General features: G+C 68.4%; 6 protein-coding genes, 1 tRNA gene and 1 rRNA gene. 1 reads left to right on the top strand and 7 read right to left on the bottom strand.

Annotated elements, in window-relative coordinates; genetic code table 11:
• Nucleotides 1–68 precede the first annotated feature (68 nt).
• The 4 genes from ABZ855_RS22650 to ABZ855_RS22665 form a co-directional block, all read right to left on the bottom strand.
• Nucleotides 69–914 carry a RodZ domain-containing protein gene (locus tag ABZ855_RS22650; protein ID WP_360809453.1) on the bottom strand — a complete coding sequence of 282 codons (846 nt, stop codon included), beginning with the start codon at nt 912–914 and terminating at the stop codon, nt 69–71.
• Between the two features lie 271 nt (nt 915–1,185).
• Nucleotides 1,186–3,927: a DNA translocase FtsK gene (locus ABZ855_RS22655; protein ID WP_360809455.1), complete on the bottom strand. Its 2,742-nt coding sequence runs from the start codon at nt 3,925–3,927 to the stop codon at nt 1,186–1,188.
• Nucleotides 3,928–4,062: 135 nt separating this feature from the next.
• Nucleotides 4,063–4,749: a response regulator gene (locus tag ABZ855_RS22660; protein ID WP_360809457.1), complete on the bottom strand. Its 687-nt coding sequence runs from the start codon at nt 4,747–4,749 to the stop codon at nt 4,063–4,065.
• Nucleotides 4,750–5,055: 306 nt separating this feature from the next.
• Nucleotides 5,056–10,527: a HAMP domain-containing protein gene (locus ABZ855_RS22665; protein WP_360809459.1), complete on the bottom strand. Its 5,472-nt coding sequence runs from the start codon at nt 10,525–10,527 to the stop codon at nt 5,056–5,058.
• A gap of 316 nt (nt 10,528–10,843) precedes the next feature.
• On the opposite strand from ABZ855_RS22665, the gene ABZ855_RS22670 reads away from it, so the two are divergent.
• Nucleotides 10,844–13,594 (top strand): SpoIIE family protein phosphatase, encoded by a 2,751-nt coding sequence (locus tag ABZ855_RS22670; RefSeq protein WP_360809461.1) that lies wholly within the window; start codon nt 10,844–10,846, stop codon nt 13,592–13,594.
• 47 nt (nt 13,595–13,641) lie between these two features.
• Here ABZ855_RS22670 and ABZ855_RS22675 read toward each other — a convergent pair.
• The 3 genes from ABZ855_RS22675 to rrf form a co-directional block, all read right to left on the bottom strand.
• Nucleotides 13,642–13,717, bottom strand: a tRNA-Thr gene (locus ABZ855_RS22675).
• Between the two features lie 84 nt (nt 13,718–13,801).
• A complete protein-coding gene (locus ABZ855_RS22680) occupies nt 13,802–14,464 on the bottom strand; it encodes a DegT/DnrJ/EryC1/StrS family aminotransferase (protein WP_360809475.1) in 663 nt (220 codons plus the stop codon).
• A 117-nt stretch (nt 14,465–14,581) separates the two neighbouring features.
• Nucleotides 14,582–14,668 (bottom strand): 5S ribosomal RNA (gene rrf / locus ABZ855_RS22685); the annotation flags it as partial.

Genomic DNA, 14,668 nt, shown 5'->3' on the forward strand with positions numbered 1-14,668 from the left:
CCCACGTCGACGGGGCTGGCCGTTGCCGGCCAGCCCCGTTTGTGTCAACCCCGCGCGTGCGGTACCGCTCAGCCGACCTCGGGGTCGCCCTTCGTGTAGGTGAGCCGTTCGACGGCCCCCGGCTTGAACTCGTCCTCGATCTTCTTGCCGTTCACGTACAGCTGGATGGCGCCCGCGTCGCCCAGGACGAGGTTGATCTCCTCGTTGTCCTGGAAGGTCTGGGACTGGCCCTGCTTGAGCAGGCCGTCGAAGAGCAGCCGCCCGTTGTGGTCCTTGGCGGAGATCCAGCTGCGTCCGTCCGGGGCGCTCACCTGGACGGTCACCTTGTCGCGCGGCGCCGCCGCGATCGCACTGTCCGACGGTTCCGGCTTCGGGTCGGCGGGCTTGTCCTTCTTGGGCGTGGGCGAGGCCGGGCCGCTGGGCGTGGGCGAGGCGGCCTGCGCCCGCGCGTTCGCGTCACCGTCGTCGCCCTTGACCAGCGTGAAACCGGCGAAGCCGATCACCGCGACGATCGCGGCGACCATCGCCGCGGTCCAGTTCGGTCCGCGTCGCTCGGGGCGGATGCGTTCCGCCTCGAACAGGGGCGCGGCCGGAGTCGGCGCCGGACGCCCGCCGTGGGCGTCGGCGAACTGCGCGAGCAGCGGCTCGGGGTCGAGGTGGACGGCACGGGCGAGGGTCCGGATGTGCCCGCGCGCGTAGACGTCTCCGCCGCAGGGGGCGAAGTCGTCCTGCTCGATCGCGTGCACGATGGCGATGCGGACCCGGGTGGCGGAACTGACGTCGTCGACGGTCAGCCCGGCCGCGATACGCGCCTGCTGGAGGGCGCGACCGATCGAAGGGCGGGCTGCTTCCTCGCGATCGTCACGGTCTTCTTCGAACGGACGCTCGTCTTGTGGAGAGTTGCCGATGGACACGGGGGCGCCTTTCGAGCGTTTAGCCACCTGTGCTGGAGGTTCAGTTTAGGGGGATTCGGGAGGGGTCGGGCAACCGGGCGGAGGGACTTTGTACGCCATCAGAATGGCCAGGACACGCTGATGGTGAGGTCATTGGAGAGGCAAGGATCTGTTGCCTCCCTCAACTTGACGTACGAGGAAGGGAAACGGTTGCTCAATGATCCCTTACGAGTGAGTCACTTTCGACCACCCGGTTGCCGCACACACGGAAGCCGACACGCCGGACGGCCTCCTACGCCTCAGTCTCCCCACGAATCACCGCGAGCATCTCGTCCAGCCCGTCAGCCTTCACAAGAACGTCACGCGCCTTGGACCCCTCGCTCGGCCCGACGATCCCCCGCGTCTCCATGAGGTCCATCAGCCGTCCCGCCTTGGCGAACCCGACCCGCAGCTTGCGCTGGAGCATCGAGGTGGATCCGAACTGACTGCTGACGACCAGTTCGGCCGCCGCACAGAGCAGCTCGAGGTCGTCGCCGATCTCCTCGTCGATCTCCTTCTTCTGCTTGGTGCCCACGGTGACGTCGTCCCGGAAGACCGGCGCCATCTGGTCCTTGCAGTGCTGCACGATCGCCGCGACCTCGTCCTCGGTCACGAAGGCACCCTGCATACGGGTGGGCTTGTTGGCGCCCATCGGCAGGAACAGGCCGTCTCCCTTGCCGATCAGCTTCTCGGCGCCGGGCTGGTCGAGGATGACCCGCGAGTCGGCCAGGGAGGAGGTGGCGAAGGCGAGCCTCGACGGCACGTTCGCCTTGATCAACCCGGTCACCACGTCGACGGACGGCCGCTGCGTGGCGAGGACGAGGTGGATGCCGGCCGCGCGCGCGAGCTGCGTGATGCGCACGATGGCGTCCTCCACGTCCCTCGGGGCCACCATCATCAGGTCGGCGAGCTCGTCGACGATCACCAGCAGGTACGGGTACGGCTGGAGTTCGCGCGCACTGCCCTCGGGCAGCTTGACCTTGCCGTTCCTGATGGCCTCGTTGAAGTCGTCGATGTGCCGGTATCCGAACGCGGCCAGATCGTCGTACCGCAGATCCATCTCCCGTACGACCCACTGGAGCGCCTCCGCGGCCCGCTTCGGGTTGGTGATGATCGGCGTGATCAGGTGCGGGATGCCCTCGTAGGCGGTCAGCTCGACGCGCTTGGGGTCGACGAGGACCATACGGACGTCCTCCGGGGTCGCCCTGACCATGATCGAGGTGATCAGACAGTTGATACAGGACGATTTACCCGAACCGGTCGCACCTGCGACGAGCATGTGCGGCATCTTCGCCAGGTTGGCCATCACATAGCCGCCCTCGACGTCCTTGCCGAGCGCGACCAGCATCGGGTGGTCGTCCTCGGCGGCGTCGGCCAGCCGGAGCACGTCCCCCAGGTTGACCATCTCGCGGTCGGTGTTGGGGATCTCGATGCCGACCGCCGACTTCCCGGGGATCGGGCTGATGATCCGGACGTCGGGGCTGGCGACGGCGTACGCGATGTTCTTGGTGAGGGCGGTGATGCGCTCGACCTTCACCGCGGGGCCCAGTTCGACCTCGTACCGCGTGACCGTCGGGCCACGGGTGAAGCCGGTGACCGCGGCGTCGACCTTGAACTCCATGAACACGTTCGAGAGGGAGGCCACCACGGCGTCGTTGGCCGCGCTGCGGGTCTTGCCCGGGCCACCCCGCTCCAGCAGATCGAGGGACGGCAACGAGTAGGTGATGTCCCCGGAGAGCTGCAGCTGCTCGGCACGCGGCGGCAGGTCGCGCATCACCTCCGGCGGCGCCTTCGTGAGGTCCTGCACGGCCGCCTTGACCGGCTCCGCCTTGAGCTTCTCCTGCTTGGGCCGCGCCGCCGGAACGGGAGTGGGCGTCTGGGCCGTCTCCTCGCGGTCTCCGGCCGAGGTCACCCCCTGGGTGAGATCGGCGACGATCGGCGACGGCGGCATGCCGTGCAGGACGGCCCCGTCGAGGGCCGCAGCGGCGGCCGCGGCGACGTCCACGGCGTCCATGGGCCGCCCGGGGTCGGGCTGCCGCACAGCGGAGCGCCTGGGGCGGCTCCGGCGCTTGGAGAGCGCCTCCTGCTCGGCCACGTCCGGGTCGTACCCCTCGGGGGCGGGCCCGCGCCTGCGGGGGCCCGCGGGCAGCGACTCGCGCCACTGGTCGTCGTACCGCTCGTCGTCCTCGGAGAGAGCGTCCTCCTCCGGGTCGCGGAGGATCCCGAGCCGGATCCCGAGCTGCCGCAACCGCTGCGGAATCGCGTTGACGGGCGTCGCGGTGACGACGAGCAGCCCGAACACGGTGAGCAGCACCAGCAGCGGTACGGCCAGGACCTCGCCCATGGTGTACGTCAGCGGGGTCGCCGCTCCCCAGCCGATGAGCCCGCCGGCGTCCCTTATGGCCTGCATGCCGTCGCTGCGCGCGGGGGCGCCGCACGCGATGTGGACCTGCCCGAGCACACCGATGACGAGCGCGGACAGGCCGATCACGATCCGGCCGTTGGCATCCGGCTGCTCAGGATGTCTGATGAACCGGACGGCGATGACCGCCAGCAGTATCGGCACGAGCAGGTCGAGCCGTCCGAACGCGCCGGTGACCAGCATCTCGACGAGGTCACCCACGGGCCCGCGCAGGCTGGACCAGGTACCCGCGGCGACGATCAGCGCGAGGGCGAGCAACAGCAGTGCCACGCCGTCCTTCCGATGGGCCGGGTCGAGGTTCTTCGCACCTTGTCCTATGCCCCGGAACACGGCACCGACGCCGTGCGCGATGCCCAGCCACAGTGCGCGGACGAGGCGGTAGATACCGCCGGTGGGACTGGGGGCCGGAGGGGGCGCGACCTTCTTCGCCGCGGCCTTCCTGGCGGGCGCGTTCTTCGCGGGGGCCTTCTTCGCGGGGGCTTTTTTCGCCGCGGCCTTCTTCGCCGGAGCCTTCGCGGGCGCGGCCGCCTTCTTCGCGGGCGGCTTCTTGGCTGCGGAAGGACGTGAGGCCATGGGTGTGAGGTTACCGGTGGAGACGACAGCGGACACGTGTGCCTACTGCTTCACCCGTTCGTGTCGCCGTTGCGTGAGCACGAAACTGACGCGCGCTCACGCGCAACTACGTTCGAGGTCCGGGTGAGTTCTGGCTCAGTTCTGCGACGGGAGCGCGGGCGCCCCGCTGCCGGTGCCTGGTTCGAGCGCGTCCAGTGCCCGGCGCAGACCGGTCAGTTTGCGTTCGAGATGGGCCGCCGTGGCCACCGCCGCCGCGTCCGCCGACTCGTCGTCCAGCTGCTTGGACAGCGCCTCGGCCTGTTCCTCGACGGCCGCGAGCCGCGCGGACAGCTCAGCGAGCAGACCCGCCGGCTCCTTGGCCGCGCCGACCGCCGTCTTGCCTCCACCGCCCTCCAGCTGGAGCCGCAACAGGGCTGCCTGCTCACGGAGTTGGCAGTTCTTCATATACAGCTCGACGAACACCGAGACCTTCGCCCGCAGCACCCACGGGTCGAACGGCTTGGAGATGTAGTCCACCGCACCGGCCGCGTACCCCCGGAAGGTGTGGTGCGGACCGTGGTTGATCGCGGTGAGGAAGATGATCGGGATGTCCCGGGTCCGCTCCCTCCGCTTGATGTGCGCGGCCGTCTCGAAACCGTCCATGCCCGGCATCTGCACGTCCAGCAGAATGACCGCGAAGTCGTCCGTCAGAAGCGCCTTGAGCGCTTCCTCCCCGGACGATGCCCGCACCAGTGTCTGATCCAACGCAGAGAGGATGGCCTCCAGCGCCAGCAGATTCTCCGGCCGGTCATCGACCAGGAGGATCTTGGCCTTCTGCACCATGGCCCGCCCTCCTCGCCCCGGCTTGGGGCCTCCCCTGTCCTCAGGACTTGAGGCGGCACCACCGGGTACCGCCCCAGCGGACGGCTCCCTTGCGCCGTCCGTCCTCGTGCCGGTCATGGTAGCCGCACCCTGCCTGTCGCCACACCCTGTCACCGCGATGTCACTGTGCACGTAGCAGAAACGTAGCGGGAGACCAGAAGGTTCCCCGAATCCCGTGCTTCTACACGGCTTCGGCCACACTGAGTCAGCAACTCCGTGTGAACACCGGGGTTCCCGTCCTCGGGACGGAAACACCCAGCTCAACCGTCACTCCGCCCGCATCCACTGCTGCATCACCGTCAGCAGGTGGTCGGGATCGACCGGCTTGGTCACATAGTCGGAGGCGCCCGACTCGATCGCCTTCTCCCGGTCGCCCTTCATCGCCTTGGCCGTCAGCGCGATGATCGGCAGTCCGGCGAACTGCGGCATCCTGCGGATCGCCGTGGTCGTCGCGTAGCCGTCCATCTCGGGCATCATGATGTCCATCAGTACGACCGTCACATCGTCGTGCTGTTCCAGGACTTCGATGCCTTCCCGGCCGTTCTCGGCGTACAGCACCGACAGCCCGTGCTGCTCCAGAACACTCGTCAGCGCGAACACGTTACGGATGTCGTCGTCAACGATCAGCACCTTCTCGCCCTCGAACCTGATCCCCGGGCGCGGCTGCTGCGCCACCTCCTGCTCGCCGCCCGCCCAATGGCCGTTCGCCCGGGAGGAAGCGTTCAGATCAGCCACCGACACCGCCCTGCGGCGCCGCCTGAAGAGCGCGGCGGGCCCGTTCTGCGCCTCCTGGTACGACTTCACCTCGGCCGGCGTCTCGACGTCCGCCCCGGCAAGCTCCGCGTCGGAGGCCAGCAACTCGCCGACCTCGAGGGAGGGCGCCAGCTGCCCATAGCCCTGCGGGGGCAGTTCACTCGGGTGCAGCGGCAAATACAGCGTGAACGTCGAGCCACGGCCCGGCTCGCTCTGCGCATGGATCTCACCGCCGAGCAGCCGCGCGATCTCCCGCGAGATGGACAACCCCAGGCCCGTACCGCCGTACTTGCGGCTGGTCGTGCCGTCCGCCTGCTTGAACGCCTCGAAGATCACCCGCATCTTGCTCGCGGCGATCCCGATACCGGTGTCGGTCACCGAGAACGCGATCATGTCCGCGTCCGCGTCCCGCAGCGAGCCCGCCTCGAGCAACTGCTCCCGGATGGCCACCGGAACCTCCGCGCCGGCCGGCCGGATCACCAGCTCCACCGCTCCCGAGTCGGTGAACTTCACCGCGTTGGACAGCAGGTTGCGCAGCACCTGGAGCAGCCGCTGCTCGTCGGTGTGCAGCGTGGCGGGCAGATCCGGCGAGACCCGCACGGAGAAGTCGAGGCGCTTCTCCGCGGTCAGCGGCCGGAAGGTGGCCTCCACGTAGTCGACAAGCTGGACAAGGGCGATACGCGTCGGGGAGACGTCCATCTTGCCCGCCTCGACCTTCGACAGGTCGAGGATGTCGTTGATCAGCTGGAGCAGGTCCGAGCCCGCCCCGTGGATCGTCTCGGCGAACTCCACCTGCTTCGGGGTGAGGTTGGTGTCCGCGTTGTCGGCGAGCAGTTTGGCCAGGATCAGCAGCGAGTTGAGCGGCGTACGCAGTTCGTGTGACATGTTGGCGAGGAACTCGCTCTTGTAGCGCATCGACACCGCGAGTTGCTCGGCGCGCTCCTCCAGGACCTGCCGCGCCTCCTCGATCTCCGTGTTCTTGACCTCGATGTCGCGGTTCTGCTGCGCCAGCAGTTCGGCCTTCTCCTCCAGCTCCGCGTTGGACGACTGAAGCGCCTTCTGCCGGTTCTCCAGCTCGGCCGAACGCTCCCTGAGCTGCTCGGTCAGCTCCTGCGACTGCTTCAGCAGCACCTCCGTCTTGGTGTTGACGGAGATCGTGTTGACGCTGGTCGCGATCATCTCGGCGATCTGGTTGAGGAAGTCCTTCTGGATCTGCGTGAACGGCGTGAACGACGCCAGTTCGATGACCCCAAGCACCTTGCCCTCGAACAGCAGCGGCAGCACGATCACCTGCGCGGGCGGCGCCTCGCCGAGCCCCGAGGAGATCTTCAGATAACCGCTCGGCGCGTTCTCCACCAGGATCGTGCGCTTCTCCTGGGCGGCCGTCCCGACCAGCGCCTCACCGGGCCTGAACGAGGTCGGCATGGAGCCCATGGAGTAGCCGTACGACCCGAGCATGCGCAGTTCGTACGCGTTCTCCGGAGCGCTGGCCGCGTCCTTGCCCTCGACCGTCTGCATCGCCAGGAAGAACGCGCCGTGCTGGGCGGTCACCACCGGCGTCAGCTCGCTCATGATCAGCGAGGCCACGTCGTCCAGGTCCCGGCGGCCCTGCATCAGGGCCGAGATACGGGCCAGGTTGCCCTTGAGCCAGTCCTGTTCCTTGTTGGCGATCGTGGTGTCACGCAGGTTGGCGATCATCTTGTTGATGTAGTCCTGCAGCTCCTGGATCTCGCCGGCCGCGTCAACGTCGATCTTCAGGTTGAGGTCACCGCGGGTCACCGCGGTCGCCACGCGCGCGATGGCACGCACCTGCCGGGTGAGGTTCCCGGCCATCTCGTTCACCGACTCGGTGAGGTCGCGCCAGGTGCCGTCGACGTCACGCACGCGTGCCTGGCCGCCGAGCTGACCCTCCGTACCCACCTCACGGGCGACCCGGGTGACCTCCTCGGCGAAGGACGACAGCTGGTCGACCATGGTGTTGATCGTCGTCTTGAGCTCAAGGATCTCGCCACGAGCGTCAATGTCGATCTTCTTCGTCAGGTCACCCTTGGCGATGGCCGTCGTCACCATGGCGATGTTCCGCACCTGACCGGTCAGGTTGGACGCCATCCCGTTCACCGACTCGGTGAGGTCCTTCCAGGTGCCGGCCACACCCGGCACCCGCGCCTGCCCGCCCAGGATGCCGTCCGTACCCACCTCACGGGCCACCTTGGTGACCTGGTCGGCGAACGAACTCAGCGTCTTCACCATGGTGTTGAAGGTGTCGGCGAGCTGCGCGACCTCGCCGCGCGCCTCGATGGTCACCGTCCGCGTCAGATCGCCGTTGGCGACGGCCGCCGCGACCTGGGAGATGTTCCGCACCTGCACGGTCAGGTTGTTGGCCATCAAGTTGACGTTGTCGGTGAGGTCCTTCCAGATGCCCGTCACGCCCGACGCATGGGCCTGACCACCGAGGATGCCCTCCGTACCCACCTCGCGGGCCACCCGGGTCACCTGCTCGGCGAACGACGACAGCTGATCCACCATTGTGTTGACCGTCGTGACGAGCTCGAGGATCTCGCCCTTCGCGTCAACAGTGATCTTCTTCGACAGATCGCCCTTGGCGACGGCGGTCGTCACCTCGGCGATGTTGCGCACCTGGATGGTCAGGTTGTTCGCCATGAAGTTCACGGACTGCGTGAGGTCCTTCCAGGTGCCGGAGACACCCTGCACCTCGGCCTGACCGCCGAGGATGCCCTCCGTACCCACCTCACGCGCCACCCGCGTGACCTGCTCGGCGAAGTTCGACAGCTGGTCCACCATCGTGTTGAGGGTGTTCTTCAGCTCCAGGATCTCGCCCCGCGCGTCCACACCGATCTTCTGCGACAGGTCACCCCGAGCCACCGCCGTCGCGACCTGCGCGATGTTGCGCACCTGGGAGGTGAGGTTGCCCGCCATGCCGTTCACGGAGTCGGTCAGGTCGCGCCACACACCGGCGACGCCGGGCACCTGCGCCTGCCCGCCGAGCCGGCCCTCCGTACCCACGTCACGGGCCACCCGGGTCACCTGCTCGGCGAAGGCGCTGAGCTGATCGACCATGGTGTTGATGGTGTTCTTCAGTTCGAGGATCTCGCCGCGCGCGTCGACCTCGATCTTCTGCGACAGGTCGCCCCGCGCCACCGCCGTCGTCACCTGGGCGATCTGCCGCACCTGGGACGTCAGGTTGCCCGCCATGAAGTTGACGGAGTCGGTGAGGTCCTTCCAGGTGCCGCTGACGCCGTCCACGCGCGCCTGACCGCCGAGCCGGCCCTCCGTACCCACGTCACGCGCCATACGCGTCACCTGGTCGGCGAAGGTCGACAGCTGGTCCACCATCGTGTTAACGGTGTTCTTCAGCTCCAGCATCTCGCCGGAGACGTCCACGGTGACCTTCTGCGACAGATCACCGTTGGCCACCGCCGTCGTCACCTGCGCGATGTTGCGCACCTGACCGGTGAGGTTGCGGAACGCGGTGTTGACGGAGTCCGTCAGGTCCTTCCAGGTACCGGCCGCACCGGGCACCTGAGCCTGGCCGCCCAGCTCACCCTCGACACCGATCTCCCGCGCCACCCGCGTGACTTCGTCACCGAAGGAGGACAACTGGTCCACCATCGTGTTGACGGTGTTCTTCATCTCCAGCATCTCGCCGGCCACATCGACGGTGACCTTCTGCGACAGGTCACCGCTGGCCACAGCCGTCGTCACCGACGCGATGTCCCGCACCTGGGTGGTGATGTTGCGGAAAACCGTGTTCACCGAATCGGTGAGGTCCTTCCACGTTCCCGCCGCACCCGGCACATTCGCCTGACCGCCGAGCCGCCCCTCGCCGCCGACCTCGTTGGCGACCCGGGTCACCTCGTCCGCGAACGTGCGCAGCGTCTCGGTCATCTGGTTGATCGTCTCGGCGAGCTGCGCCATCTCACCGCGCGCCGAAACGGTCACCTTCTGCGACAGATCACCATTGGCGACCGCCGTCGTCACCTGCGCGATCCCCCGCACCTGGGCCGTCAGGTTGCCGGCCATGAGGTTCACCGAATCGGTGAGGTCCTTCCACACCCCGTCCACGCCGGGCACCTGCGCCTGCCCGCCGAGCTCGCCCTCCGTACCCACCTCGCGCGCGACTCGCGTCACCTCGGAGGAGAAAGAGGACAGCTGATCCACCATCGTGTTGACGGTGTTCTTCAGCTCCAGCATCTCGCCGGCCACGTGAACCGTGACCTTCCGCGACAGATCACCCTTGGCGACCGCGGTCGTCACCAGCGCGATGTCCCGCACCTGCGCCGTCAGCCGGTACGCCATCGTGTTGACGGAATCCGTGAGATCTCGCCACGAACCGGACATCCCGCGCACCTGGGCCTGCCCGCCCAGCTTGCCCTCCGTACCGACCTCGCTGGCCACACGCGTGACCTCGTCGGTGAACGTCGACAACTGGTCGACCAGGTTGTTGACCGTACGCCCGACCTTGAGGAACTCCCCGCGCAGCGGATGCCCGTTGCCGTCAGCGGCATGCGTCCGCAGCTCCATACGCGGGGAGAGGTCCCCCTCCGCGACGGCGCTCAGCACCCGCCCGACCTCGGAGACCGGCCGCACGAGATCGTCCACGAGCGCGTTCGAGGCCTCGATCGCGGCGGCCCACGAACCCTCGCTGACCCCCACCTCCAGCCGCTCGGTCAACTTCCCCTCGCGCCCCACCATGCGCCGTACGCGCGACAGTTCACCCGTCACATGGAGATTGCGGTCGGCAACCTCGTTGAAGACCGCCGCGATCTCCGACATGACGCCGTCGCCGGACACCGTGAGCCGCTTCCGGAAGTTCCCGTCGCGCATCGACTCCAGCGCCGACAGCAACCGATCCAGGGAGGCCGTGTCCACCTCGATCGTCCCATTGCGTGGTTTACGCCGGTTACTGGGGGACTGTCCGCCTTTCGCGCGCGCCTTAGTGCCCCGCGTCGCTGCGCCAGACTCCACTGTGTCCCTCCCGAAGGGGTCGACCGTTTCTGCTCTGTGTGCTCTGCCATCACCCGGGCGTACCCGGATACTGCCAGCCGTGCTCGGACCTTCTCCTGGAGCCTGCCCAGTGTTTCACCCCGTCCGAACCCGGCCATAACAGTTCGGCACCTTCGCACACCGTCCGCACACTCTCGGGACGTAAACACTGCAGACCTGCATCCTCAGGGACCGCGAAGGTAAGTAACCTTGCATACGGCTGTCCAGCCACACCGGTCCGTCCGGTCTGGGCGGTGGCACGACCACGAGCGGGCAGGCATCGGAGGGGCACCGCACCATGACCACCGGACTGCGTCCCGGGGAATCCCCCCAGGATCCCCGGGCGACGGGGAACCCGTCTCTGCCCAGGCAGGAGCGGAACAGCCCCGGCACGCCGCATGCCGACAACCGGACGAGGAGTTCTGTGATCACCGCGCGCGCGGCAGCCAGCTTCGACCCCGTGGGGCGATCGGTCGCGACCGCCCGCTCCTTCGTCCGCGACACCCTGCAGGGCTGGGGCTTCGCCGACATCGTCGACGACGCCGTGGTCCTCACGAGCGAACTGGTCACCAACGCGGTGATCCACGCGGGCACCTCCGCGGACGTCCTGTGTCTACGCAGTGACGACGGCGTACGTGTCGAGGTGGCCGACCGCTACCCGGAGCGGGAGATCCCCCTCCAGGGTTCGCCCGTCAACATGGGCAGCCCCGACCGGGAGGGAGGCCGCGGCCTCCAGCTGTGCGCGGCGCTGGCCGGCCGCTGGGGCGTCGAGTACACGCCCACACAGAAACAGGTCTGGTTCCAACTCGACCTTCCCGAACGCGCGGTGGGCACCCGCTCCGCCGGCCCCTCCCTGCCGGCCGCGCTCCTCCCGCTGGCCGACGGCCGCGTCAGGGTCGCGGTCATCCAGATCGACCGCACCGGATCCATCGCCGCGTGGAACGAGGACGCCGAGGAACTCTTCGGGTACGCGCCCGAGTCCGTCATCGGCAAGCCCCTCACCGACCTCGCCGCCTGGCCGCACACCCCCGGCACCAGCACCGGCATCGCCGAAGCCCTCCAGCTCTCCCGCTGGGAAGGCAGCTACGGCATAAGGGGCGCCAACGGCCGCGTCACCCCGGTGTACGCCTCCCACCTCCGCGTCCGCGACACGGACGGCGAGCCCTCCACGGTCTGCCTCCTCGTACGCGACCACGAACGGGCCGTCCTGCAGACCCCGCTGCGCGGCAGCTCGTCCGACACGACGTCAAGCTCGGAGGGCCCGAACACCGACCCCTTCGAGGTGTTCATCGGCTCCCCGGCACCGGACGACCTCGACGGCCTCCTCCAGCGCACGGTGGAGCGCGCCCGCGACATGCTCGACGCGGACTCCGCCTTCCTCCTCCTCGCCACCGACGACGAAACAGAGCTGGAGGTACGGGCTTCCACCGGCCTGCCCTCCGCCCGCCAGCGCTTCGCCCGCGTCCCGGTCGAGGCGGGCCCCGGCCGCTACGGCTCGGCCCGTATGCCGGCCGTCCACGACGACCTCTCGGCCGTCCCCGGTGCCGTCCCTCTCCTGAGCGGCACGGGCATGCGCTCGGTCGTCACCGTCCCCCTGAAGGTGGAGGGCCGCCTCACCGGCGCCCTGGGCGTCGCCGCCGAGTCCCCCGGCCGCTACACGAACGAGGAGGCCCTCCGTCTCCAGTTCGCCGCCGACCGCATCGCGTTGGCGGTGGAGTCGGCCCGCCTGGGCGAACTGGAACGACTGCGCCGAGGCTCCCTCAGCTTCCTGGTGGAGGCCTCCGATCTCCTCGCGGGCACGCTCGACCGCGACCAGACCCTGGCCCTCATGGCCCAGATGACCGTCCCGACCCTGGCCACCTGGTGCGCGGTCTACACGATCGCCGACCAGGCCTCGGAGCCCTACCTCTCGTACGTCCTGCACGAGGACGAGGACCGCATCGACGGCCTCAAGGCCCTCCTGTCGAAGATCGCCCCGCCGGACCCGGTCCCCACACCGGGCGCCCGCGTCTGGTCGGCCCCCGCGGCAGCCGCCCACCAGGCAGCCCTGCGTACGTCCATGCGCAGCCTGGGCCTCAACTCGCCCACCACCACGGTCAGCTCGGGCATCGGCACGACTCTCGCCACGGCGGCGGCAGTCGGTGGCGAGACGGTCGTCCTCCCCCTGGTCGCCCGCAACCGCGTGATCGGCATGCTCACCCTCGGCAAGCCGACCGACGAACACTTCCGCCAGGAAATCCTGGAACTGGCCGAGGATCTGAGCCGCCGAGCAGCCCTCGCCCTGGACAACGCCCGCCTCTACTCGGAACGCACCGCCATCAGCCAGTCCCTCCAACGCAGCCTCCTCCCCCCGGAGTTGCCGGAGATCGACGGCGTGGAGGTGGAGGTCATCTACCGAGCGGCCGGCGAGGGCAACGAGGTCGGCGGCGACTTCTACGACCTCTTCCCCATCCGCGACGGCGCCTACGGCTTCGCCATCGGCGACGTCTGCGGTACGGGCCCGGAGGCCGCGGCGGTGACAGGCCTGGCCCGCCACGCCCTCCGCCTGCTCGCCAGGGAGGGCTTCGGCGGCCCGGCGGTCCTGGAGCGCCTGAACTCGGCGATCCTCGACGAGGGCGCCCGCAGCCGCTTCCTGACCCTCCTGTACGGCGAACTGTGGCCGCAGGAGGACGGCAGCGCCGTACTCAAGATCGTCTGCGCCGGTCACCCCCTCCCGCTCCGCCTGCGCCAGGACGGCACGGTGGAACCGGCAGCCGAACCCCAGCCGCTCCTGGGTGTTCTGGAGGACCTGGAGCTGTACGAGCAGACGATCACCCTCGACCCCGGCGACGTCCTCCTCTGCGTCACGGACGGCGTCACGGAACGCCGCGAGGGCACCCGCATGCTGGGCGACGACGGCCTGACGGACGTCCTGACGACATGTACGGGTCTGACGGCCGGCGCGGTCGCGGCCCGCATCATGCGAGCAGTCGAACGCTTCGCCTCCGACGCGCCGTCCGACGACATGGCGATCCTCGCGATGCGCGTGCCGGGCCTGCAGAAGAACTGACCGCGGACATGCAGAAGGCCCCGCCCAATTGGGCGGGGCCTTCTGTGTGGAGCCCCCCAACGGAATCGAACCGTTGACCTTCTCCTTACCATGGAGACGCTCTGCCGACTGAGCTAGGGGGGCCGGTTACCTCTTCGGGGTTTCCCCCGCGGCAACGAAATAGATCATACCCCTAACAGGCCCGTGCTCCCAACTACGCCCGCGCAATCAGAACGCGGGCTGCAACAGTCCCCCGAGAGAGTTGCACGCCGACACGATCCGCTGCATCTCCCGCTTGGTCAACGAGGCGTCCACCGGCAGTGCCAGCGTCTCGTCGACAGCCAGCTCGGTCTCGGGCAGCGCGACACAGGAGCGGAACACCGGCATGCGATGCACCGGCGCCTTCACCGGCACCCGGCAGTCAACTCCCCTGGCCCGCAAGGCACGAGCGAAGGCATCCCGATCAGGCCGCCCATTGCCGGGCACCCGCACCACGTACTGCTGATAGGTGTGCCCGTCCCCGTCATCAGGCGTACGCACACCCCGCAGCCGCAGATCGAGAAACGCCGCGCGCTGCCGCCGCTGAGCGATCTCGTCGTACGGCGCCTCGGACTCCCCGTGCTGCAACACCAACAGCCCGTGCCGCTGCCCGACCTCGAGCAACCGTCCCATGTCGGCCGGCCGGCCAAAGCGGTGTACGACAACGACCGCCGCGGTCCGCGCAGTTGTGGCCGCCTCGACAGCTGCCGGGTCAAGGCAGTACGTCAGAGGATCTATGTCGGCGAACACCGGCGTCCCACCGGCCATGATCACCGCCTCGGTGACTTCGACGTTCCCGAAGGCCGACACGACGACCTCGTCGCCGATTCCGACTCCGGCGGCCCTGAGCATTTCAGCAGTACCCATGCTCTGGATGTTGGGCTCGTGACGTGAACGTCAAGTGACGCACAACAAAAAAGGGTTGGACCCCGAACCGAAGTTCAGGATCCAACCCTTTTCCCAATATTTGTTCGGCGGTGTCCTACTCTCCCACAGGGTCCCCCCTGCAGTACCATCGGCGCTGTGAGGCTTAGCTTCCGGGTTCGGAATGTAACC

Source organism: Streptomyces sp. NPDC047042, from assembly GCF_040644035.1.
GTDB lineage: Bacteria > Actinomycetota > Actinomycetes > Streptomycetales > Streptomycetaceae > Streptomyces.